The 23,131-nt window shown below is 33.3% G+C and carries 22 protein-coding genes; 18 read left to right on the top strand and 4 right to left on the bottom strand.

The genetic code is table 11. The annotated features are described in order from the left end of the window. The first annotated feature begins 233 nt into the window (after nt 1-233). Nucleotides 234-974 (top strand): DUF6882 domain-containing protein, encoded by a 741-nt coding sequence (locus tag KHA98_RS04600; RefSeq protein WP_213255775.1) that lies wholly within the window; start codon nt 234-236, stop codon nt 972-974. A 180-nt stretch (nt 975-1,154) separates the two neighbouring features. Here the strand turns inward: KHA98_RS04600 and KHA98_RS04595 are convergent, their stop codons facing one another. Both KHA98_RS04595 and KHA98_RS04590 read right to left on the bottom strand, forming a co-directional pair. After that, nucleotides 1,155-1,385, bottom strand: coding sequence for a DUF4287 domain-containing protein (locus KHA98_RS04595; RefSeq protein WP_213255773.1), 231 nt, complete (start codon nt 1,383-1,385; stop codon nt 1,155-1,157). Between the two features lie 219 nt (nt 1,386-1,604). Continuing rightward, nucleotides 1,605-2,228, bottom strand: coding sequence for an NUDIX hydrolase (locus tag KHA98_RS04590; RefSeq protein ID WP_213255771.1), 624 nt, complete (start codon nt 2,226-2,228; stop codon nt 1,605-1,607). A gap of 7 nt (nt 2,229-2,235) precedes the next feature. Here KHA98_RS04590 and pyrE point away from each other — a divergent pair, with 7 nt between their 5' ends. The 3 genes from pyrE to KHA98_RS04575 all read left to right on the top strand — a co-directional run bounded on the left by pyrE (nt 2,236) and on the right by KHA98_RS04575 (nt 4,556). Next, nucleotides 2,236-2,880, top strand: a complete 645-nt coding sequence (pyrE, locus tag KHA98_RS04585) for an orotate phosphoribosyltransferase (RefSeq protein WP_213255769.1) — start codon at nt 2,236-2,238, stop codon at nt 2,878-2,880. A 145-nt stretch (nt 2,881-3,025) separates the two neighbouring features. After that, entirely contained in the window at nt 3,026-3,418 is a 393-nt protein-coding gene (locus tag KHA98_RS04580; protein WP_213255767.1) for an SRPBCC family protein, read from the top strand. 487 nt (nt 3,419-3,905) lie between these two features. Beyond that, nucleotides 3,906-4,556, top strand: a complete 651-nt coding sequence (locus KHA98_RS04575; protein ID WP_213255765.1) for a hypothetical protein — start codon at nt 3,906-3,908, stop codon at nt 4,554-4,556. 142 nt (nt 4,557-4,698) lie between these two features. Here KHA98_RS04575 and KHA98_RS04570 read toward each other — a convergent pair whose 3' ends face one another. Then, nucleotides 4,699-5,427 carry a biotin--[acetyl-CoA-carboxylase] ligase gene (locus KHA98_RS04570; protein ID WP_213255763.1) on the bottom strand — a complete coding sequence of 243 codons (729 nt, stop codon included), beginning with the start codon at nt 5,425-5,427 and terminating at the stop codon, nt 4,699-4,701. Nucleotides 5,428-5,520: 93 nt separating this feature from the next. Here KHA98_RS04570 and rsfS point away from each other — a divergent pair, with 93 nt between their 5' ends. From rsfS to KHA98_RS04530, 8 genes are all read left to right on the top strand, one after another. Further along, entirely contained in the window at nt 5,521-5,892 is a 372-nt protein-coding gene (gene rsfS, locus KHA98_RS04565; RefSeq protein WP_007809313.1) for a ribosome silencing factor, read from the top strand. Between the two features lie 15 nt (nt 5,893-5,907). Continuing rightward, entirely contained in the window at nt 5,908-7,833 is a 1,926-nt protein-coding gene (gene ftsH / locus KHA98_RS04560; RefSeq protein ID WP_213255761.1) for an ATP-dependent zinc metalloprotease FtsH, read from the top strand. A gap of 115 nt (nt 7,834-7,948) precedes the next feature. After that, on the top strand, nt 7,949-8,554 hold the full coding sequence (locus KHA98_RS04555; protein WP_213255760.1) for a lactate utilization protein B/C: 606 nt from the start codon (nt 7,949-7,951) through the stop codon (nt 8,552-8,554). A 1-nt stretch (nt 8,555) separates the two neighbouring features. Continuing rightward, complete coding sequence (locus KHA98_RS04550) at nt 8,556-9,446, top strand: phosphatidate cytidylyltransferase (RefSeq protein ID WP_213255759.1); 891 nt, start codon at nt 8,556-8,558, stop codon at nt 9,444-9,446. Beyond that, nucleotides 9,436-10,089 (top strand): phosphatidylserine decarboxylase family protein, encoded by a 654-nt coding sequence (locus KHA98_RS04545; protein WP_213255758.1) that lies wholly within the window; start codon nt 9,436-9,438, stop codon nt 10,087-10,089. The genes KHA98_RS04550 and KHA98_RS04545 overlap by 11 nt, the downstream gene beginning before the upstream one ends. Further along, complete coding sequence (locus KHA98_RS04540; RefSeq protein ID WP_213255757.1) at nt 10,090-10,359, top strand: acyl-CoA-binding protein; 270 nt, start codon at nt 10,090-10,092, stop codon at nt 10,357-10,359. 7 nt (nt 10,360-10,366) lie between these two features. Continuing rightward, entirely contained in the window at nt 10,367-11,149 is a 783-nt protein-coding gene (locus KHA98_RS04535; RefSeq protein WP_213255756.1) for a superoxide dismutase, read from the top strand. Between the two features lie 68 nt (nt 11,150-11,217). Continuing rightward, complete coding sequence (locus KHA98_RS04530) at nt 11,218-12,276, top strand: glycoside hydrolase family 130 protein (RefSeq protein WP_213255755.1); 1,059 nt, start codon at nt 11,218-11,220, stop codon at nt 12,274-12,276. A gap of 60 nt (nt 12,277-12,336) precedes the next feature. On the opposite strand, the gene KHA98_RS04525 is transcribed toward KHA98_RS04530, so the two are convergent. Continuing rightward, on the bottom strand, nt 12,337-14,208 hold the full coding sequence (locus KHA98_RS04525; protein ID WP_213255753.1) for an alpha-amylase family protein: 1,872 nt from the start codon (nt 14,206-14,208) through the stop codon (nt 12,337-12,339). Between the two features lie 287 nt (nt 14,209-14,495). Here KHA98_RS04525 and KHA98_RS04520 point away from each other — a divergent pair, with 287 nt between their 5' ends. The 6 genes from KHA98_RS04520 to KHA98_RS04495 all read left to right on the top strand — a co-directional run bounded on the left by KHA98_RS04520 (nt 14,496) and on the right by KHA98_RS04495 (nt 23,014). Continuing rightward, complete coding sequence (locus tag KHA98_RS04520) at nt 14,496-16,181, top strand: OstA-like protein (RefSeq protein ID WP_246522155.1); 1,686 nt, start codon at nt 14,496-14,498, stop codon at nt 16,179-16,181. 171 nt (nt 16,182-16,352) lie between these two features. Beyond that, entirely contained in the window at nt 16,353-17,549 is a 1,197-nt protein-coding gene (locus tag KHA98_RS04515; RefSeq protein ID WP_213255751.1) for an aspartate aminotransferase family protein, read from the top strand. A gap of 273 nt (nt 17,550-17,822) precedes the next feature. Further along, a complete protein-coding gene (locus tag KHA98_RS04510; protein WP_213255749.1) occupies nt 17,823-19,217 on the top strand; it encodes a tetratricopeptide repeat protein in 1,395 nt (464 codons plus the stop codon). After that, nucleotides 19,218-19,967: a shikimate dehydrogenase family protein gene (locus tag KHA98_RS04505; RefSeq protein WP_213255747.1), complete on the top strand. Its 750-nt coding sequence runs from the start codon at nt 19,218-19,220 to the stop codon at nt 19,965-19,967. It begins immediately after the preceding gene. Nucleotides 19,968-20,022: 55 nt separating this feature from the next. Beyond that, complete coding sequence (locus KHA98_RS04500) at nt 20,023-20,775, top strand: lipid A phosphoethanolamine transferase (RefSeq protein ID WP_213255745.1); 753 nt, start codon at nt 20,023-20,025, stop codon at nt 20,773-20,775. Between the two features lie 247 nt (nt 20,776-21,022). Next, the gene (locus KHA98_RS04495; protein ID WP_213255743.1) at nt 21,023-23,014 is read left to right on the top strand and encodes a DUF349 domain-containing protein; all 1,992 of its coding nucleotides are present in this window, start codon (nt 21,023-21,025) and stop codon (nt 23,012-23,014) included. Nucleotides 23,015-23,131: the final 117 nt, after the last annotated feature.

Genomic DNA, 23,131 nt, shown 5'->3' with positions numbered 1-23,131 from the left:
GGTAAAAAACAAATTTACATTGGTACGAAACAATCAAAATGATTTATATCAAAAATATACTTTACTTTCTACTTATAAACAAAAGTACGATTTTTGAGACACGAAATTGTTGAATAGAAAAATCGTATTCAATCAAAACACTTGATAGCCAATTAATATTTTTCTTACTTCTCATAAAAACTATATATTTGAAATAATATTATATTCATTAACAATCATAAAGTCATCAAGAAATGGGAATATTTGATAATATCTTCAAAAAGAAAGAAGAAAAAGCTTCTTCAACAAATACTCAAAACAATCCAACTATCAGTTTTGATTCTGAAAATGATTTTTTAGAAAAATTTGGAGCATTAGCTTTAGAGAAGCAACGAAATCTTTATAATGAAACTGGCGGACTTTCCTGGAATGTTGATATGGATAAAGAAGAAATATCATTTGGAGATCATCTAACGTTTCCTATGCAGGTTTTGGGTTCATTTTCGCATTCTTCAGAAACATGGCTTTGGATCTGGGAAAATAAAGCGGGCGGATATGCTGAATCTGTTATGAAACAAGCTCTTTTATTAAAAAAGTATGGAGAAGAACACAACATCAGTTTATTGTCTGTTGGGCAATTTGATGCTGTAAATAATGATCTACATTTAATAGGAATGATTGCTACTGAAATGTTTAATGCAAGTGGTTATTATCTTGGAAATTATGGTCAGGGAACAATGGTTGTAACAATCAAATCTGATATAATAGATAAATCTGAAAGCGAGGAATTGTCAAGAATTTTAACTGTTTTTCCGGAATTGATTTCGACGTTTGAAATTGTAAACCACAAAAATGCTTTTACAAATTATCTTTCTCAAAAAGGTTATGAATTAACTGTAAATGGAAATGAAATTAAAGCAGAAAAGAATGATAATGTGATTAATGCTGTTTTTAATGAAAACAATCTTTTAATAAAATTAAATGGTGATTCTTAAATTTTTCGTCAAGAGAAAAGAATCCTGAAACAAATTAATTTCTCGCACAGCTGCGTGAGGGATAGAGGCAGGCTACCGAAGTAGCGCCAAAAGCCCGACAGCAATAAAAAAAAGACCCAATGAACGCAAAGTTGATTGGGTCTTTTTTTTATTGGTGGCACGCCCTGATTTTTACAATCGTTATTGGCTGTTTTCGTCTTTTATTCCTTTTAGGAGTGCGTAAATTGCCATTGAATGTCCCTGACCTAAGTCAAAATCTGTTTTTAGCCAGTTTACAATATCTCCGGCTTTTACATCGGGTTTTAATTCTCCGTTTAGTGTAAAGCTTTTTTGTTCTGCCAAAGTTCGAAATTCAGCCGGACCGTTGCCGGTTTTTTCTTTAATTGTCTTTAAATATCCTTGAAATGACATATAACTATGTATTTAGTGGTTAATAACATAGTTACGAAAATACGAATTAACTTATAAATTACAATGTTAAACTTTTAAATTCCAAATCTAAAATCCCAAATTCCAATTAGTTGCCTATTTGCTATCTTTTAATTTTAAATATAAAATTCCAATTCTGAAAGCTGTTGAGGTAAATTCAAAATTCCAATTGGTGGAAATAATTTAAATTTTACTTTAAAATTACTTTGTTTTTGGACTTTTTAATATCGGATTTACTTCTTCTTCAAACAATAATTTAATATTCTCGTACGAGTTTGTAAGGGCTTCTTTGATTTGTTCTGGGTTTAGCCAGGCTACTTTTTCGATTCCTTCTTCGATTTGTCCTTGCGGAGTTCCCTCAAAATCGGAATGCATTTCGAACCAATGCGTGATTTTGAGCTTGTATTTTCCGTTGCGTTTGAAGATATGGTAGGTTTTCTGTAATTTACTGACAATACGAAGCTGGTTTACACCGGTTTCTTCTTCGACTTCGCGCATGGCTGTGGCTTCAATGTCCTCGCCTTTCTCGATCCCGCCTTTTGGTAAGTCCCATTTTCCGTTTCTAAAAATAAATAAGACTTCGCCTTTCTTATTGTATACAAAACCTCCGCCGGCTTTTTGTACCGGAATTTTGGCTTTAAGGGTTTTCATTATCTCACTTTCGTCAGGATGATAAAGAATAGCTTTTTGAATTTTATTTTGAAAAATTTTCACTATAAGCTGTTCGATATCAATACTTTCTAACAAGAACAATTGAAAATCTGTTTCGCGTGAGATTTCATTTGTCAAAAAAAGTGGTTTGTCGTTCACAAAAACTTTATACATTTGTACTATGATTTTTAATAAAGATACTGCCGAAAAAACAGCCGAATTGCTTTTGCAAATAAATGCAATTAAATTGAATCCCGAAAATCCTTTTACATGGGCTTCTGGTTGGAAATCCCCTATTTACTGTGATAATAGGTTAATTCTTTCATTTCCGAGCATCAGAAATTATGTTCGCGACGAGTTTGCAAAGAATATTGAAAAACAATTTGGGAAACCTGATGTAATCGCCGGTGTCGCTACAGGTGCGATTGGTGTTGGTATTCTTGTTGCCGAAAGTCTTGGATTGCCGTTTGTATATGTGCGTCCGGAGGCTAAAAAGCACGGAAGACAAAATCAGGTGGAAGGTTTTTTGCAAAAAGGACAAAATGTTGTTGTGGTTGAAGATTTAATTAGTACCGGAAACAGCAGTTTGATGGCTGTTGAAGCTTTACGCAACGAAGGTGCCAATATTAAAGGTATGGCAGCGATTTTTACTTACGGTTTTAATGTTGCAGAAGAAAACTTTAAAAACGCTAATATCGAGTTATATACTCTAAGCAACTACGAAAATCTATTGGATTTAGCGGTTCAGAAACAATATATTACCGAAGATCAACAGTCTACCCTACTTGAATGGAACGAGAGTCCATCGACTTGGGGACAGGAATAGATTTTAGCCCCGATAGCTATCGGGATAGATTTTAGATTTTCTTAAAAAATCCCTTCGCTCTTTTTTTTTGGAATTTGGGATTTAAAAATTGGAATTTATTCTTATTTACGAATTAAGTAAAAAAAAAAAACAAAATATAACAAATATGAACTTAGAAAGTCCAAAAGTTACTGTTCAGAAATCGGCTCAGGATTTATTTACTGAATTGAGCGATGTAAAGAATTTTGAAAAATTAATGCCGGATAATATCGCTAAATTTGAAGTGATTGGCGAAGACGCTTTTATTTTTGGATTGAAAGGTATGCCGGAAATCAAATTAAAAATGAAAGATAAAGTAGCGCCAAACAAAATTGTTTTGGGTGCTGCAAGTGATAAACTTCCGTTTACTTTAGTTTCGAATATTGATAGTATTTCTGATTCAGAAAGTGCTGTTCAATTAGTATTCGATGGTGAGTTTAATGCGATGATGGGAATGATGATTAAAGGTCCAATCACAAAGTTTATTGAAACTCTTGCAAACAACATGAACAAACTTTAATAATGGTAAATTATTAATTGTGAATTATAAAGGAAAGCCTGATCTCAATGATTAGGCTTTTTTTTGCCACAGATTAAAAGGTTTAAAATGATTTTTTTAAGCAGATTTTTACTTTTAAAACCTTTGCCCCTTTGCAACTATGAACCTTTGAACCTTTAAAAAAAAACCTTTGTCCCTTTGCAACTCTGAACCTTTGAACCTAAGAAAAAAACCTTAGCACCTCAGAACCTTAGCATCTTAGAACCTTAAAATTTATGTCACGCAGATTTTTATTGATTTAAGCAGATTTTCTCGTTAGAAAAAACCTTTGTCCCTTTGTAACTATGAACCTTTGAACCTAAGAAAAAAACCTTAGCATCTTAGCGCCTCAGAACCTTAGCATCTTAAAAAAACAATTCAGACGCAAAAAAACACACTTCAGAAACAAAAATTATTCATTGCTGAAATTTTGACGGAAGTTTGAATCATCAAACTAAAACATATCAAAATGGAACCAGCTATTAAGATTTTAATTTACATTCACGCCTTTTTTGGAGGAATCGGGTTAATTACAGGAATTGGAAGTATCATCGTTAAAAAAGGCGGTAAATTGCATAAAAGAATGGGAAAACTATTCTCTATCGGGATGTTGACCAGTTCGCTAATTTCGCTTCCTATTTCCTGGATGCCAAATCATCAGAATGTATTTTTATTTCTAATTGGCTTGTTTACCATTTATCTTGTGATTTCAGGAAACAGAGCATTGAGCTTTAAACACAAACCTAAAGCTGATTTACTTGATAAAATAATTTCTGGAAGTATGTTGTTCTTTTCTGTTATAATGATTTTACTGGGGCTTTACTGTCAGTTAAACAGTATTGCAAACGGAATATTATTCCTTTTCTTTGGTGGATTTGGGTTTTATATGACTTTTAAGGATTTTGTATTCTTCAAAAACTTTTCTGAAACCAATCGAAACTGGCTTTCAAAACATATCGGCAAAATGGTGGGTGCATTAATCGCTTCTATTACAGCTTATATTGTTGCCGGATTAGGAATCGGAAGTTTAATTGCCTGGATAATGCCTTCTATTTTAGGAACATTCTACATTATTTACTGGAATAGAAAAATTGCTCCTAAAGCGGTATTGAAAGCTTAATTGGCACACGGATTTTACGGATTGAACGGGTTTTCACTGTTTTATTAAAAATAAAAGGCGTAAAAAAAACTTTGCTTTTTTTACGCCTTTTACCTCAAAGTAGAAAACCTTTGACCCTCTGAACCTCTGCCCCTCTGAGCCTTTAATAAAGCATCTGAATCTCCTTTATATCAAATTCCGCAACAGAATCATCTTCCAATAAAACCTGCAATTTTCCTACTGAAGAAACGCCCTGAATGATTCCCATAAACTTTTTGTCTTCGGGATTTTTAAACGGCATTGGAACTCCTTTTCGGAATAGAGAATTGAAATAATCATTCCAAAAATTGGTCTTACTGTTTTCCCAAAATTCGATTTTCTCTTTTATTTTTTTAACAATTAAAACCACGATAGCTTCCTTATCAAATGTCTTTCCGGCAATGACTGCCAATGAAGAAGCATTTGGCAATTCGGTAAAATTAGTCTGATTGACATTCAGTCCAATTCCGACAACTGACACGATCCTGCCATCGCTTTTGAGGGTATTTTCTATCAATATGCCACCAATCTTTTTATTGTATGACATAATGTCGTTAGGCCATTTTATACTTAAATCAGGAATATTTAATGTTTTTAAAACTTCAATTACTGATAATGAAACAATAAGACTTAAATTAAAAACCTGTTCATTGCTAATTATAAAATCCTTTACCAAGGCACTCATAATTAAGTTTTTACCAGCCTCAGTCTGCCATTTGGCTCCCATTTGCCCTTTTCCTTTTGTCTGATTTTCAGCAGTTACCACAGTAAAATTATCAAGTTCATCCTTGCTTGACAATGCCTTTAAGAAGTCATTTGTAGAATCTATGGCATCGAGTTTGATTAGTTTCATTCAGGTAATTTAAATTAACTTAATTTAATATTTTGTTAAGGTTCAAAAATAATCACAAAATTTGGTAACTTTACAAATTCATAAAAATAATTCATGGCGAAAAAGACTATTAATAATGATGTTCTATTGGCGAACATAATCAAAGGGATTGAAGAAGTAAAAGGAAATGATATCGATATTCTTGACTTAAGAGAAATAGACACGGCAGTTTGTGACTATTTTGTCATTTGCAACGGAAGCTCTAACACCCAAGTTAACGCCATTGTAAACTCAATTCAAAAAACAGTATCTAAAGACTTAAAAGATAAGCCTTGGCACGTAGAAGGAACCGATAATGCAGAATGGGTTCTAATGGACTATGTGCATATTGTGGTACATGTTTTCCAGAAACACATTCGTGAATACTATAATATCGAGAGCCTTTGGGGTGATGCCAAAATAACTACAATCGAAAACAAATACTAAAGAAAATTTTTTCTAATGGCTAAAGATAATAATCCAAATCCGAGTAAATTTAAAATAAGTCCTTGGTTAATATATACCGCAATACTTTTAGTTTTTTTATTTATAAGTTTTGCAACCGGAGGATCTAACTTAAGCGAACCTGCTCAATTAACTTCTTCTAAGTTCAATACTTTATTAGAAAAAGGACAAATTGAAAAAGTAATCGTTTATAATAAAGCTGAAGCTGAAGTTTACTTGACTGCTGCTGCTCTTAAAGATGCAGCAAACAAAAAAGTTGCAAAAGATATTTTTGAAAGACCAAACAAAGGTCCTCACTATACTTTAGAAATTGGTAACGACCAAATTTTTCAGACAAAACTGGAAAAAGCAGTTGGTGAAGGAAAATTAAAAGATTTTAATTTCCTGCAAAAAAACAATTGGAGCGACATCTTAATCAGTTTACTTCCAATTATCATCATTATTGGTGTATGGATTTTCATTATGCGTAAAATGTCAGGTGGCGCAGGTGGCGGTGGCGGACAAATTTTTAACATTGGAAAATCGAAAGCTAAACTTTTTGATGAGAAAACAGATATCAAAACAACTTTTAAAGATGTTGCAGGTTTAGAAGGTGCTAAAGAAGAAATACAAGAAATTGTAGAATTCCTTAAAAACCCTGAAAAATATACTAACCTTGGAGGTAAAATTCCGAAAGGAGCTTTACTTGTAGGACCTCCGGGAACTGGTAAAACGTTACTTGCAAAAGCCGTAGCCGGTGAAGCTCAGGTTCCTTTCTTCTCTTTATCAGGTTCTGATTTTGTTGAAATGTTTGTAGGTGTTGGTGCTTCTCGTGTACGTGACTTATTTAAACAAGCAAAAGAAAAATCTCCTGCTATCATTTTCATTGATGAGATTGATGCTGTGGGTAGAGCAAGAGGAAAAAGCAATATGTCTGGCGGAAACGACGAGAGAGAAAACACTTTGAACCAATTACTAACAGAAATGGATGGTTTTGGTACAAACTCAAACGTAATTGTTTTGGCTGCAACCAACAGAGCTGACGTTCTTGACAAAGCTTTAATGCGTGCAGGACGTTTTGACAGACAAATTTTTGTTGACTTACCAGACATTCGTGAGAGAGCAGAGATTTTTGCTGTTCACTTAGCTCCTATCAAAAAAGTTGAAGGTCTTGATCTTGACTTCTTAGCAAAACAAACTCCGGGATTCTCTGGTGCAGATATTGCCAACGTTTGTAACGAAGCTGCTTTAATTGCGGCACGTAACAATAAACCAGCTGTAGACAAACAAGATTTTCTTGATGCTGTTGACAGAATTATTGGTGGTCTTGAAAAGAAAAACAAAATCATTACTCCAGACGAGAAAAGAGCAATCGCAATTCACGAAGCTGGTCACGCAACTGTAAGCTGGATGCTAGAGCATGCTGCCCCACTTATTAAAGTAACAATTGTTCCTCGTGGACAAAGTTTAGGTGCTGCATGGTACTTACCAGAAGAAAGACAAATCGTAAGAACAGATCAAATGTTAGACGAAATGTGTGCAACAATGGGCGGAAGAGCTGCTGAAAAGGTAACTTTTGACAGAATTTCTACCGGTGCGTTAAGTGATTTAGAAAAAGTAACACGTCAGGCTCGTGCAATGGTAACGATTTATGGTTTGAATGATAAAATCGGAAATGTTACTTATTATGATTCAAGTGGACAAAGTGAATACAATTTCTCTAAACCATATTCTGACGAAACTGCCAAAATTATTGACAAAGAAATTTCAGAATTAATTGAAGGTCAATACCAAAGAGCTATTGAAATTCTTGAAGAAAACAAAGACAAATTAAATCAGCTTGCTGATATATTAATTGAAAAAGAAGTAATCTTTAAAGATGACTTAGAAGCAATTTTCGGAAAACGTACTTTTGACAAAAATTTAGAAGAAGTGGTTTCGTAAATTATTCAGTAAATATGTAATATTTTTTAAAATCTTAATTCAAAATAGCCTTTTGAATTAAGATTTTTTTATCTTTGAACGTTTTCAATTAACATGTAAAGTATTTCATATAAAAATGAATTTTTTCAAAAAAATATTTGGTTCCGGCGATTCGTCTTCTGAAGAAGAAGGTGAAAGCGAATATGGCCGTAATCCAGTTCAAAATAGTCATTTATCATTAGATGAACAATTCATTTTCAATTTCAGGAAAAATGGAGGTAAATTTTTGTATTGCGAAAACAAACAGGAAGTTGCTGAACAGTTTGAAAATATTCTGGAAGAAAATGATTGGTTCGAAAAAGAGGTTTTATGCTATGAATCTGGCCTTTTTCATTTATTAGAAGAAAATAAATTAATTTATATTTCGCCAAGAAACCCAAGATTCTTATTGGCTTCATGCGAAAATCTTATTGCTGATGAAGGTTCTATATTATTTTCATCAAAACAAATCAGACAGGACAAACCAAACGAGTTACCTGCAAATATTGTTATAATTGCAACTACAAGTCAGATTTTACCAATGAAAAGCGATGGCTTAAGTGCTATTAAACGCAAATACGAACGCGACTATCCAACTAACATTACCACAATAAAATATTTCGAAAAGGCCAAAGAAGAGGATTTTACGCAATACGGAAGTGTTGCCAAGAACCTTTATTTATTGCTTTTAGAAGACCTTTAAGATGAATGAAACACTGAAGAGAACCATTTCTGGTGCTGTTTATATCGCTTTACTCCTAACATCTATTCTGTTTTCTACCGAAAGCTTCATTATTCTTTTTGGAATTTTTCTAATTATTACAATTTACGAATATTCTAACTTAGTAAACCTTAACAAGATTTTTTCGATCTTGTTCGGAACTTTGTTGTACTCCAGTATTGTTTTGGTTAGTCATTATCAAAAACAGACAATCTTGTTTATAAATAACTTATTTAAAACAGATATTAATTCAGAAATTAATATTCAACAACTAGATGTAGTGTTACTTGCCATTACTTTGGTAGTTTCTATTAAGTGCATCTTGTTTCTGTTTTATGATTCTGTACAAAAAGTTAGCATCTCATCAAAATACTTGTATTTATTAGGATACATTACATTGCCTTTTGTTTTTATTGTAAAAATATCTTTTGGAACCAACGATTACAATCCAAAAATTATTCTTGGGTTATTTATCCTGATCTGGACAAATGATACTTTTGCTTATCTGGTTGGAAAATCTATGGGAAAACACAAATTATTTGAACGTGTTTCTCCTAAAAAAACCATAGAAGGATTTTTGGGCGGAGTTGTTTTTGCTGCTTTTGCAGGTTTTTTAATTTCTAAACTTTACATTCAGCCTAAACCTGACTTTAGCAGTAAATCTATTTTAATCTGGACCATTATCGCTTTAATTGTAAGTGTTTTTGGAACGATTGGAGATTTAATCGAATCAAAATTTAAAAGAATTTCAGGTGTCAAAGACAGCGGCTCGATTATGCCAGGCCACGGAGGTATCCTAGATCGACTAGATAGTGTTATATTTGTAGCACCAATTATTTTTTTATTTTATCAAATTTTATATTATGTTTCATAAAGAAGGAGGACCATCCATTTTACTAGGTACAATTTTTGCAGTTGCCGTATTGCTAATTGCCGACAAATTCATTGATATTTCCTGGCTAAGAATGCTTGTTCAGATTGCAGGCGTAGTAGTTTTGATTATCATTTTGCAATTTTTTAGAAATCCTAAAAGAATTGCAATCAGAAACAGCGATCATATTCTTGCTCCTGTTGACGGGAAAGTTGTGGTTATTGAAGAAGTATATGAAGGTGAATATTTTAAAGATAAACGTTTACAGGTTTCTATCTTTATGTCGCCAATTAATGTTCACGTTACTCGTTATGCAATGGACGGAATTATAAAATTTAGCAAATACCACCCTGGTAAATTTTTAGTTGCATGGCACCCAAAAGCTAGTGAAGAAAACGAAAGAACTACGGTTGTTATCGAAAATGAAACTTTCGGACAAATATTATACAGACAAATCGCTGGTGCACTGGCACGTAGAATTGTAAACTACGCTCAGGAAGGTATCCAGGTTGTTCAGGGTACTGATGCAGGTTTTATTAAATTTGGTTCAAGAGTAGATTTATTTTTACCTTTAGGTACGCCAATTAATGTAGAGTTAAACCAAAAAGCAATTGGCGGAAAAACTATTATTGCTACAAAAGCTTAAATGACCATAAAAGATTTAGATACTCGTTTTTCTGAAGCTGTTGAAACTGCATTAAAAATGACTCAGGCTTCTTTACCGCAAGATGTGCAGTTAAGACTTTATGCCTATTATAAACAAGCTACCTTTGGGACTGCAGTTTATAATAATTCACAAAATTTTGATTTGAGAGATGCTTTCAAAACAAATGCATGGATGCAGATTAGTCATATTTCGGTTGATGAAGCAAAAGAATGTTATATCGAAATCATTAATTCACTAACATTAAAATAAATTACTTATGAAGAAAAACATTACTCGTTTTGGTATTTTAGCTTCATTCTTAGCATTATTTTCTTGTAACGAAGGTAATAAGCTAACCGAAGTTGTTGAGGTTCCTTTACCAACAAAAGAAGAAAAAATAACAATAGGAACTCCCGATGATGTAAAAGCAGATCCGGGTTCTTTTGGCATTACTAAACTTCCTTTTGCGTACGATGGACTTGCTCCGGACATTCGCTCGCTTACTTTAGAAACACATTATTCTAAACATTATGTTACTTACACTAACCACCTGAATAAAGAAATTGTTTCTACTGAATACGAAAACATGCCAATTGAAGATATTCTTAAAAAGATGGATCTTAGTAATGCAAAACTTCGTCAAAATGCGGGAGGATATTACAATCACACTTTGTATTTCGACCTATTAACACCAAAAGAACAAACTCCAAAAGATACTCTTGCAGGGTCAATTAATAAGGAATTTGGTTCTTTTAATAATCTTACGAATCAGTTTAAAGGTCAGGCAGAAAAACAATTTGGATCAGGCTGGGTATGGCTAGTTGTGGACCGTTACGGAAAATTGCAAATTACGACTACCGACAATCAGGATAATCCTTTAATGAAGAATGCCATGATTCCGGGAACACCTATTATAGGAATTGATTTATGGGAACATGCTTATTATCTGGATTATCAAAACAGAAAAGGAAGTTACATAGATGCTTTTTACAAACATATAAACTGGGAGAAAGCAAACGAAAATTACATTCAGGCTTTGAAGAAAGTCAAAAAAGTATAAAATTAAAAAAAGCTGATACAAATTTGTATCAGCTTTTTTTATACCTTAATACTTCTAAGACCTTAGATATGAAAGACATTGCAAATCGTTTCACCGAAAACCCTTTATTATCTCCTGCAGATATTCCCGCTAGCAGAGAAGGATTAGAAGTAACTTGTCTCCTAAACCCCGGAGTTTTTCAATTTGAGAATAAAATCTGGCTGGCTGTAAGGGTTGCGGAAAGACCAAAACAAATAGAAAATATAATTTCGTTTCCAGTTTTAACCGAAGCAGGAACTATTCAAATCATTGAGATCCTAAAAGACGATCCCAAACTTATCGCCACAGATGCACGAGTAATAAACTACAAAGGAACCGATTACTTAACCACATTATCACACATTAGATTATTATGCAGCGATGATGGCCGTAAATTTTATGAGCCTGAAAATTATCCGCATTTGGTTGGTGAAGGAATACTGGAAACTTTTGGAATAGAAGATTGCCGTGTTTCTTTAATTGAAGGCCGCTATTACCTGACTTTTACTGCTGTTTCTGATAATGGTGTTGGTGTGGGTTTACGAACCACTACAGATTGGAAGAATTTTCAAAAACACGGAATGATTTTTCCGGCACATAATAAAGATTGCGCCATTTTTGAAGAAAAGATAAATGGCTTGTTTTATGCCTTGCACCGACCAAGCAGCGTAGATATTGGCGGAAATTACATTTGGATCGCTTCATCTCCGGATGGTATTCATTGGGGAAATCACCAATGCATCATCAAAACCAGAAAAGATTCTTGGGACAGTAAAAGAGTCGGTGCCGGAGCCGCACCAATTAAAACAGAAAAAGGATGGCTTGAAATTTATCATGGAGCCAATGAATATCATCAATATTGTTTAGGTGCTTTTTTAATGGATCTTGAAAATCCTACGAAAGTTATTTCACGAACAGAAAGTCCGATTATGTTTCCAAAAACAAACTATGAGTTAAGCGGTTTCTTTGGGAATGTAGTTTTTACCAACGGTCATATCCTGGAACCGGATGGCGATACACTCACTATTTATTATGGTGCTTCTGATGAGTTTGTTTGTGGTGCTCAATTTTCATTAGCCGCCATTATTTCCCTTTTAAAAGAGATATAAAAAAAACTTGTTTAGGTTATTTCTAACACTAAACAAGCTTCTTTTATAAATTCTATAATTTTACTTTAACTCTAAAATGAGTGATTCTGATGGCTGAATAGAAATATTAGCTTTCCCTTCTCCATTTTGAACCTTTAATGTAAACTTTTTATTTTGATCCAACTGATCTGTCAATTGATATTCTCCTTCTTTTAAATTCCATTTTGAAATAATATCTGCAGGAATCTTCAATTCAAACTCGCTTGTTTTATCAGAAGAAAAATTAGCAATTACAACAAGCTTTTGATTTTCAGACCAACGTACATAGGAATAAAGCAAAGCATCGTAACCAGCATTATCTTGACGATTTATAGATTGTATTTCCTGAAAACTTCCCATTAAAGCCGAACTCTTAATCGAAAAATTCAATAATCGTTTGTAAAAATCACGAAGGTTTTTCTCTAAATCAGATAATTTTCCGCCGTCAAATTTTCCTTCATTCATCCAACGTTGATGATTTGGAACTCCGATATAATCAAAAATTGAAGTTCTCGATTTTTTTCCAAAACCCGCATCTTCGTTACCGGCCTCTCCTACTTCCTGCCCAAAATAAATCATTGTTGGCGAGGTGCTAATAGTTGTAGAAACTACCATTAAAGGTTTTCCACGTTCTGGTGTTCCTGCAAATTCAGGACTAGCCAAACGTTGTTCATCGTGATTATCCAGAAAATGAAGCATATGATGTTCAATATCCGCCATTCCTTTCTGAATATCTGATAATCCATCCGGAGAAGATTTTCCGCGAATGACATCTTTCAGTTTATCGTATGTTTCTACTTTATCATACAAATAATCCATTTTTCCTAAACGAATATAGTTTCGGTACTCCTTTGGATTGTAAACTTCTGCTAAAAGGAAAGCATCGGGATTCTTCATTTTTATAGCCGAGTTCATATAGCTCCAAAATTCATACGGAACCATTTCTGCCATATCATATCTAAAACCATCAACACCTTTTGCGGTCCAGTACAATGCAATATCTTTGAATTTTTTCCAGGAATCAGGAACATCTTTGTCTTGCCAAAAAACAAAATGTTCTTTATATGATTTCTGATCAAATCCGGCAGGTAATTCCGGAAAATCTTTAGAACCATCAGGACGTATTCCGTAATTTACTTTTACCGTTTCATACCAGTCGTTTTGATCTGGTTTAACTTTTCGAGAACCGTTTCCTGTCCATTTTGCCGGGTTTTCGTCAAATACACCATCAATCATAGGATTTTTTTCTCCATTTAACGGAATATCTCCATCGGGAATCAAAAAATGCTCATTCGGAATATAATAGAAATTATTATTTCGATCGTATTCAACATTTACATTGTCATTGGCACCAAAATCTCTTACACCTTCAGGATTACTTTTGCCCTCATATTTTCGGGCGATATGATTGGGAACAATATCAATAATAAGCTTTAAATCGGCTTTATGTGTGCGTGCAATTAAATCTTCAAATTCTTTAAGTCTGTTTGCAGGATTTACCGCCAAATCGGGGTTTACATTGTAATAATCTTTTACTGCATACGGAGAACCCGCTCGCCCTTTTACTACTTCGGGATCATCATTTGAAATTCCGAAAGCGGTGTAATCATGAACCAAAGCATGATGCGGAACGCCGGTGTACCAAATATAAGTAACACCTAAATCTTTTATTTCATGAAGTGCCTTGTCTGTAAAATCATTAAACTTCCCAACTCCATTTTCTTCAATAGTTCCCCAGGGTTTATTGGTGGTATTTTTATTTCCAAACAAACGTGTAAAAACCTGATAAACGACAACTTTTTTGTCTGTATGATTTTCTTTTTGTGATGTATTCATTTTTAAATCTTGTGTTTTACATGCTGCAAACAGCAAGGTTACAGCCATTCCTGCAACAAAAAATCGTTTATTTGTCATGTTCTTTTATATAATCTGATCGGTTTTTGAGATTGTTGGTTTTTATTTAAATCCACACAACCGTTTCCTAAATTTAATCTAATTTTTATAACGCAAATAAAACGTGCTGAAATTTGTTTAAAAACCAATTAAAAATAACGAACTACAACGTGAGAGTTCGCTATTTTGTTGATAAAAAATACAATTACAGCGACCGCAAAGCAGTCTTTGTTTTTGAATTATAAATTAATCCTAATATCGGCCACAGGTTCTAACCTTTTTCATAAATTTGACAAAAATTTAATCAGTTGAAGAAATCACTCTTTTTCATATTTTATTGTCTGTTTCTTAGCGTACAATTTATTTCTGCGCAGGCCAAAAAAACTGCACAAACCCCAAAAACAATCGTCATTGAGAATGCCGACTTTTCTGATATCGATCAGGTGGCAGTACCCGATGGTCTTTTACTAACCGGAAATGTAAAAGTAAATCACGATGGAGTTGTGCTTACATGCAATAAAGCCTATTTTTTTCAGAAAGAAAACTACTTAAAAGCATTTGGAAATGTACAATTAGTACAGGGAGATACCTTATTTTTGAATAGTAAATATGCTGAGTATAGCGGAAACCTAAAAAAAGCATTTGCAACAGGAAATGCCGTTATGACTTCGCCTGATGCCACTTTACAGACAGATACCATCAACTTTGACAGAAATGTTCAGGAAGTTTTTTATAATACTAAAGGTACAATTGTAAACAAAGACAATACTTTGGTGAGTAAATCTGGTACGTATTATGTGACTCAGAAGAAATTTCAATTCCTGACTGAAGTTACTATTACAAATCCGAAATATGTAATTAAATCCAATCATTTGGATTATTACAGTAATTCCGGACATACTTATTTGCTTGGTCCTTCAACCATTACCAGTAAAGCCAATTACATCTATACAGAAAAAGGTTTTTATGACACCAAGAAAAATCTGGCGCACTTTTTAAGGAAATCGTATATAAAATACGACGACCGACTCATCGAGGGTGATAGTTTGTTTTATAATCGAAATATCGAATTCGCATCGGCAACGCGAAATGTAAAAATTACCGATTCGATAAATAAAGGAATTGTAAAAGGTCATTATGCTGAAATTTATAAGCTGAAAGATTCTATGTTTGTTACCAAAAGAGCGGTCGCAATCAATTTAGTCGAAAATGATTCGGTTTATATTCACGGAAAAAAATTAATGGTTACCGGAAAAGAAGGCGAAAGAATTTTAAGAGCTTACAATAATGTACGTTTCTACAAAACAGATATGAGCGGTAAATGTGATTCTATTCATTCTAATTCTAAAACGGCATTGACCAAACTGATTGGAAATCCTATTTTATGGAATGGTGACAACCAGATTACGGGTGATGTTATGCATTTAATTGGTGATAATAACACTAAAAAACTAGATTCTTTAAAAGTCCTCAATAATACTTTTCTCGTCTCGCGGGATACTCTCGGAACCGGTTTTAATCAGGTAAAAGGGCTCAATTTGTTTGGGAAATTTAAAGAAGGAAAATTGCATGATGTAGATGTCATTAAAAATACCGAAGTAGTTTATTATATGCGTAATGATGAAAAGGAGCTTATTGGTATTAATAAAAACGTGAGCAGTAAAATCAATTTGATTTTAGAAAACAATGCGGTAGAAACGATTACCTTTTTTAATAAAGTAGACGGAGATATTTATCCTGAAGCCGATTTACCCGAAAACGCACGAAAACTAAGAGGATTAGTCTGGCGCGGTGATGAACGAATTAAATCTAAAGATGATATTTTCTCAAAAGAAGAAAATGATGAAAACGAAAAATTAATTCAGCAAGGAAAAGATCAGGAAGCCAAAGATAAAGAAGTCCCTATGAAAGTCAGGAAAGAGACTTTAAATTACGACAAGAAGAAACCTGTTGCTAAACCTGTAATAAAAACAAGTACGAAAGATAAAAAATAGTTTTTTGTTCTTGGATGCAATTGTCAGTTTATAAAACTTTTGCAAGTAACTGATTCAATTTTTTTGCTTTTAGCATCCAGAGAAAATTAGGCTTTAGCTAATAAACTTAACCTAAGCCTAAAATTAAAACCTTAGAACCTTAGTACCTTTGCTACTTAGAACCTTAAAAAAATGAATCCAGATTTTATAAAATATCAGGCACAAACTTCTCCATATCCGCTAGGAATGGAAGTTTCACATGCCGTTGGCTCTTATATCTACGACACAAACGATAAAAAATATTTAGATTTTGTTGCCGGAGTTTCGGCTTGCACGCTTGGGCATCAACACCCTAGAGTAAATCAGGCGATAAAAGACCAGTTGGATAAATATTCGCATGTAATGGTTTACGGTGAATACTCACAAAGTCCAGCCGTAGAATATTGCAAATTAATGGCTTCACTCCTGCCGGAATCTTTAAGCAAAACTTATTTAGTAAATTCAGGAACAGAAGCTATTGAAGGCTCTTTAAAATTAGCCAAAAGAGTTACAGGCCGCAGTCAGCTTATTTCTTGCCATAATGCTTATCACGGAAACACAATGGGCTCTATGAGTGTTATGGGATTTGAAGAGCGCAAACAAGCTTTTAGACCTTTACTTCCGGATGTTGATTTTATTACCTTCAACAACGAAGAAGATTTACAAAAAATAACGACAAGAACTGCTGCTATTCTGTTAGAAACTATTCAGGGCGGTGCAGGATTTATTCAGCCGGAAAATAACTTTTTACAAAAAGTTCGTAAACGTTGTGATGAAGTTGGAGCTTTGATGATTGTTGACGAAATTCAGCCCGGTTTTGGAAGAACCGGAAAACTTTTCGGGTTTCAAAACTACGATGTCGTTCCGGATATTGTGGTTATGGGAAAAGGTATGGGAGGCGGAATGCCTGTTGGGGCTTTTACAGCTTCGGCAGAAAAAATGGATCTTTTAACCGAAAATCCTAAATTGGGTCATATCACAACCTTTGGAGGGCATCCTGTCATTGCGTCAGCTTGTTTGGCTACTTTGCAGGAATTAACTGAAACAAATTTAATGGCAAAAGCATTGGAGAAAGAAAAACTCTTCAGATCGCTTTTGGTACATCCTTTGATAAAAGAAGTTAGAGGAAAGGGATTAATGCTTGCTGCAATGACTGAAACTGCAGAAATTACCAATCAGGTTATTTTAAACTGTCAGGATAAAGGTCTTATTCTATTTTGGTTATTATTCGAAGGATGCGCTATCAGAATAACACCGCCGTTAACCATTTCTGAAGAAGAAATCAAAGAAGGTTGTGCCATCATTTTGAATGTTATGGACGAAATAATGAAGGCAGAGGCAGCAAAATAAAGATTCAAAAGATTTTAAGTCAATCAATAAAATGAAATTCACTTAAGTCAAAAAAACAAATCATAATATCCTTTAAGAAGTGAATATTAATGATTTACAAATTCAAATAATAATTAAATAATCTTTTATATATCAGAAGATTATGACTAAAAACAGAACGTAAATTCTGTCCATATTGTTAATTAAATTGTTCACAACAATTAGTTTTCCCGCCCCACATCAATAATATGGTTGCCTAATTTTATAACAGGCTAATTTCAAATAAAACAAAGTATGCAATTAAGCAACGAAGAAGAAGATTATAACCTATCCCTATCCAAATTTGAGTCGATGTTAAAAACTAACAAAGTACTCTTTTTTGATTCTGAAGAATTTGAAGAAATTATTCTTCATTATTTAGATATAGGCAAGGCTAATTTAGCAAAAAAGGCCTTAAAACTTGCATTAGACCAACATCCAAAATCTACAGGCTTAAAATTAGTACAAGTAGAAATGCTGGTTTACGATGACAAACTGGAAATCGCTGAAAAGCTTTTGAATGAGTTGTATGCAATTGAACCTAACAACGAGGAAATTTATATCCAGAAAGCCAATATCTGTTCTAAAAGAGATCAACACGAAAAAGCGGTAGAATTACTTAAAATCGCCCTGCAATATACAGACGATTATGCCGACGTGTACAACTTGATTGGAATGGAGTATCTTTTTATGGATAACCTTGAGATGGCAAAAGACAGTTTTATAAAATGTCTTGAAGAAGATTTAGAAGATCAGTCTGCTTTATATAATGTGGTTTATTGTTTTGAATTTTTAGATCAAAACCAGGAAGCCATTGCTTATCTTAACGACTACATCAATAAAAACCCATACAGCGAAATTGCCTGGCATCAGCTTGGGCGTCTTCACTATGGCGTAAAAGAATATGAAAATGCTATTCGTGCTTTTGACTACGCAACCCTGATTGACGACGAGTTTTTAGGTGCATTTATGGAAAAAGCAAAATCGTATGAGCGTCTAAAAAAATACGCAGAAGCTATTGAAAGCTATAATCGTACAATAGAATTAGACGATGCAACTTCCTATGCTTTATTGCGAATTGGAAAATGTTATGAAAAACTGGGAAATGCTGTAAAAGCACTTCAGTATTATAACCAAACTGTTCATGAAGATCCGCTTTTAGACAAAGGCTGGATTGCGATAACCGATTTTTACGTACGTCAGAAGAATTATCAGAAAGCATTATTCTTTGTTAATAAAGCATTAGCAATCGACAATCAGAATCGTTTGTACTGGAAGCGTTATGCAACGATTAACAAACAAATGAACTTTTTTGAAGAAGCTGAATTTGGCTATAGAAAAGCAGTAGAATTTGGAGATTACGCTTTAGATACCTGGTTGTTTTGGGTTGATATTCTTCAGTTCTTAGGTGAATTTGAAAGCGCTATTCAGACTTTATTACAAGCAACTGAATATTTTCCGGAAGAAAACGAAATCGAATATCGTTTGGCCGGTTTGTATTTTATGATTCAAGACAACACAAAGGCAAAGTTTCATTTAAGCAATGCGTTACGTTTAAACTTTGATAACTACATTTTAATCGAAGATTTATTTCCGGTTGTATGGTCAAAAAAAATGGTGAAAAATTACATAGAAAAACACAGAAAATAAATGATAGGTATTCTAAAAAGACGATTTGGCTTGTTAGGCCGTAATATTAGCTACTCATTTTCAAAAGGGTATTTTACAGAAAAATTTAGCGACGAAGTTTTTGCCGGCAACAGCTACGAAAATTTTGACATTTCTGAAATTGATCACCTTACCGGATTAATCAAAAACAATCCGGATTTAAAAGGGCTTAATGTTACGATTCCGTACAAAGAACAAGTCATTCCTTATTTAGATAAATTATCCAAAAAAGCACAACTAATTGGCGCTGTAAACACAATCAAATTTACCAAAAGTGGAAAATTGAAAGGATACAACACCGATTATTACGGCTTTAAAAAATCATTAAAACCATTATTAGAGCCACATCATAAAAAAGCACTGATTTTAGGTACCGGAGGTGCATCAAAAGGTGTTGCTTTTGCATTGGATGAACTTAATATTCCTTATACTTTTGTTTCAAGAGAAGCGAAAGAAAACATCATTGATTATAATTTAATTAATGCCACTACTTTTGATAATTTCCAAATTATTATCAATTGCACGCCCGTGGGAACAAGCCCAAATATTGAGGCTTGTCCTGATCTTCCTTATGAGTTTTTTACTGATAAACATATTGCTTACGATTTAATTTATAATCCTGCAGAAACTCAGTTTTTAAAAAATGCAAAAGAACGAGGCGCGGTAATTAAGAATGGTTATGATATGCTAATTTTTCAGGCAGAAAAAGCATGGAAAATCTGGAACAAATAAAAAATAAAATGTTAAAGTAATTTTTGTAAATTAGTCTACTCATTTGTAGATAGTTATGAAAAAACAATTACTTTACTTTAGCATTTTTTTTCTTATTACATCTATTGCATCAGCACAAGATGAAGATGTCGACAGAAGCAATAGTCCGTTCTCGGAACCCCGATATCACTATTTTCTGCAAACTATTCTAATATACAACGAGTATTTAGATACCAAGAATGGTTCTTTCAATACTACCGATTTACGTGTTTTACAACCAATTGGCAATAAAGCCTGGAATCTGAGATTTGATCTTCCTTTAATTTCAACAAACTCAAGTTCTGTAAACCAAACCGGACTTGGTGATATTGGTGCAGGAATAAGCTACATTCCATACTTTAAAAAAAATAATGGTATTGGTCTTAGAACCCGTGTCATTTCAAATTCTGCCGCAGATCCAAGTTTTGGTACCGGAAAATGGGTAGTTATTCCCGCTGGTATATTTGCGAAATACTTCAAACAAAAGAAATTTTTATGGATTGCGACTGTCGAACATTCCCAAAGTTTTGCAGGATCAAGTAACAGAAGCGATGTTAGCGTCAGCCTTTTAGAAAACAATTTTTTATGGTTTTTTGGTAAAAACTGGATTGCTACAGATGTCGCTTTTAGATATAATTATGTTCTCGATGGTTTTCAGAACAATGCTTTTATGGAATTTGGCCGAAAAATCACTCCCACAAACTTGGTTTATGTACATCCCAGCGTAGCTTTTGGTGGTGAAAAAGCATATAATTTTGGTGTAGAAGTTGGTCTGCTTATTTTGTTTTAATTCGAAACAAATCATTAATTCAGCCGAAATTTCTTTTAATTCCTTTCTTTTTCATCAAAAAATCATAAAAGTATTATTTCTATCTTATCAATTAAATCAGCAAAAACCAGCATATCATACTGCTAAATCAAGCCAAACAATAAGAATTTCATCGCTAAATAGCGTATAAACAAACGATTTATTTTGTATTTAGAAACACCTTTACTATCTTTCGCTCTGTTAAAGTAAAAACCTTATACATTTAAAAATGTTAGAAGAAAAGAATGATAACCTGCAAGAAGCAGACGGAAAATTAGGAATCGAAATTACTGATTCTATTCAAGATGATACAACTCAAACACTGAGTTCTGAAACTGCTGCTGAAAATGTGAATTTAGATTCAGAAATTGAAAGCGAAAACACAGCCGTTACAGAAGAAGATAATCATCAAAGTGCATTAGATGCTATTACAAATTCTAATGCCGAAGAAAGCGAAGATGAAACGCTAAAAGAGCGTCATGATATCCCTATGCAGGATTATCACACGTTTTCTATGGATTCTCTTGTTGATGAACTAAAAAAACTGATTCAGACAGACAAAGTGATGTCTGTAAAAGATCATATAGAAGAAATTAAAAAGTCCTTTTTATTACAATACAACCATCTTATAGAAGAGAAAAAAGAAGAATTCAATGCTTCTAAAGAAGATCCGAATGAAGAATTCGAATATCACTCTCCTTTAAAATCTAAATTTGACGAATACTACAATGTTTTTAGAGAAAAAAGAAATGTTCATTTCAAACATTTACAAACCAATCTAAAAACAAATTTAGACGCGAGACTTGCTATTGTTGAAGAGTTAAAAGAACTTATCAATCCTCAGGAAAACATCAAAGACACTCTTAAACATTTTAATGATTTACGAGAAAGATGGAAAAATGCAGGAGCAATTCCGAAAGATAAATACAATCACGTTTGGAATAATTACCATTTTCATGTTGAAAATTTCTACGACTATTTACACTTAGATCGTGAAGCAAGAGATTTAGATTTTAAATACAATTTAGATCAAAAGCAAAAAATAATTGCGCGAGTTGAAGAGTTATTAAATGAAACTGATATTAGCAAAGCTTTCCGTGAATTACAGGATTTACACCGAATCTGGAAAGAAGATATTGGTCCCGTTTCTAAGGAACACCGTGATGTTATCTGGAATAAATTTAGCGAACTGACTAAAAAAATTCATGATAAAAGAGAAGTTTTATTCGAAAGCCAAAGAGCAAACGAACAACAAAATCTTGAAATCAAAAAAGAAATTATTGGTAAAATTGAAGTTTTAGGAACCGAAAAAGTAAACTCGCACTCTCAATGGCTGGTACAAATTCAGAAAGTTGAAGGACTTAGAAATGAGTTTTTCGCTGCCGGAAAAGTACCTTCAGAAGTCAATGAAGAAACCTGGGCTGCGTTTAAAACTTCTGTTAGAAATTTTAATGCTTTTAAAAACTCGTTTTACAAAGACATCAAAAAAGACCAGAACGATAATTTAAATAAAAAGATGGCTTTGGTTGCAAAAGCCAAAGAACTTCAGGAAAGTACTGATTTTGGCGCCACAACTCCGGTTATGAAGCAAATTCAGGAAGAATGGAAACAAATTGGTCATGTGCCTAAAAAATATTCAGACAAAATCTGGAAAGAATTTAAGGATGCCTGCAACCATTATTTTGATAAATTAAAAGAGCACAAATCTGAAGAAAACGTAGATGAGGTAGCTGCTTTTGATAACAAAAAAGCATATCTGGATATTTTAAGAGCTTATCAGTTAACCGGAGATCATAAAACAGATCTTGATGCTATTAAAAAACACATCGAAAACTGGAAAGCCTACGGAAAAGTACCTTTTTCAAGACGCCATATTGAAGGTAAATTCAATAAAATTTTAGATGCTCTTTTTGAAAAACTAAGTTTAAGCAAAAAAGAAACTGAAATGATGCGTTTTGCAAACAGAATCGATTCATTGTCTGATAGTAACGACACTCGTAAACTGGACAACGAAAAGATTTTCTTAATGCGTAAAATTGAAGAAGTACAAAATGAAATTTTCCAATTAGAGAACAATATTCAGTTTTTTGCTAATACAAAAAATGCTAAAAAAGAAAATTCAATTGTTCTTGAGGTTCGTAAAAACATTGCCATTCACAAGGAAAGCCTTGAAGTTTGGAAAGACAAACTAAAACAATTAAGAAACTTGGGACAAGAATAAGTCTCTAAGTTTCTGCAAATAATTAAAAAAGGTGTAATGATATTTTCGTTGCACCTTTTTTTGTTGGAGTCATTTTATCGCCATTTTTTGTCATCCCGAGGAACGAGGGATCTTCAC

This window comes from Flavobacterium branchiicola (genome assembly GCF_018383905.1).
Classification (GTDB): Bacteria; Bacteroidota; Bacteroidia; order Flavobacteriales; family Flavobacteriaceae; genus Flavobacterium; species Flavobacterium branchiicola.
This window is presented reverse-complemented; position numbering and strand designations above follow the sequence as displayed.

Coding starts and splice junctions, on each gene's coding strand:
- KHA98_RS04600 (WP_213255775.1), top strand. CDS start 234: ATGGGAATATTTGATAATATCTTCAAAAAGAAAGAAGAAAAAGCTTCT.
- KHA98_RS04595 (WP_213255773.1), bottom strand. CDS start 1,385: ATGTCATTTCAAGGATATTTAAAGACAATTAAAGAAAAAACCGGCAAC.
- KHA98_RS04590 (WP_213255771.1), bottom strand. CDS start 2,228: ATGTATAAAGTTTTTGTGAACGACAAACCACTTTTTTTGACAAATGAA.
- pyrE (WP_213255769.1), top strand. CDS start 2,236: ATGATTTTTAATAAAGATACTGCCGAAAAAACAGCCGAATTGCTTTTG.
- KHA98_RS04580 (WP_213255767.1), top strand. CDS start 3,026: ATGAACTTAGAAAGTCCAAAAGTTACTGTTCAGAAATCGGCTCAGGAT.
- KHA98_RS04575 (WP_213255765.1), top strand. CDS start 3,906: ATGGAACCAGCTATTAAGATTTTAATTTACATTCACGCCTTTTTTGGA.
- KHA98_RS04570 (WP_213255763.1), bottom strand. CDS start 5,427: ATGAAACTAATCAAACTCGATGCCATAGATTCTACAAATGACTTCTTA.
- rsfS (WP_007809313.1), top strand. CDS start 5,521: ATGGCGAAAAAGACTATTAATAATGATGTTCTATTGGCGAACATAATC.
- ftsH (WP_213255761.1), top strand. CDS start 5,908: ATGGCTAAAGATAATAATCCAAATCCGAGTAAATTTAAAATAAGTCCT.
- KHA98_RS04555 (WP_213255760.1), top strand. CDS start 7,949: ATGAATTTTTTCAAAAAAATATTTGGTTCCGGCGATTCGTCTTCTGAA.
- KHA98_RS04550 (WP_213255759.1), top strand. CDS start 8,556: ATGAATGAAACACTGAAGAGAACCATTTCTGGTGCTGTTTATATCGCT.
- KHA98_RS04545 (WP_213255758.1), top strand. CDS start 9,436: ATGTTTCATAAAGAAGGAGGACCATCCATTTTACTAGGTACAATTTTT.
- KHA98_RS04540 (WP_213255757.1), top strand. CDS start 10,090: ATGACCATAAAAGATTTAGATACTCGTTTTTCTGAAGCTGTTGAAACT.
- KHA98_RS04535 (WP_213255756.1), top strand. CDS start 10,367: ATGAAGAAAAACATTACTCGTTTTGGTATTTTAGCTTCATTCTTAGCA.
- KHA98_RS04530 (WP_213255755.1), top strand. CDS start 11,218: ATGAAAGACATTGCAAATCGTTTCACCGAAAACCCTTTATTATCTCCT.
- KHA98_RS04525 (WP_213255753.1), bottom strand. CDS start 14,208: ATGACAAATAAACGATTTTTTGTTGCAGGAATGGCTGTAACCTTGCTG.
- KHA98_RS04515 (WP_213255751.1), top strand. CDS start 16,353: ATGAATCCAGATTTTATAAAATATCAGGCACAAACTTCTCCATATCCG.
- KHA98_RS04510 (WP_213255749.1), top strand. CDS start 17,823: ATGCAATTAAGCAACGAAGAAGAAGATTATAACCTATCCCTATCCAAA.
- KHA98_RS04505 (WP_213255747.1), top strand. CDS start 19,218: ATGATAGGTATTCTAAAAAGACGATTTGGCTTGTTAGGCCGTAATATT.
- KHA98_RS04500 (WP_213255745.1), top strand. CDS start 20,023: ATGAAAAAACAATTACTTTACTTTAGCATTTTTTTTCTTATTACATCT.
- KHA98_RS04495 (WP_213255743.1), top strand. CDS start 21,023: ATGTTAGAAGAAAAGAATGATAACCTGCAAGAAGCAGACGGAAAATTA.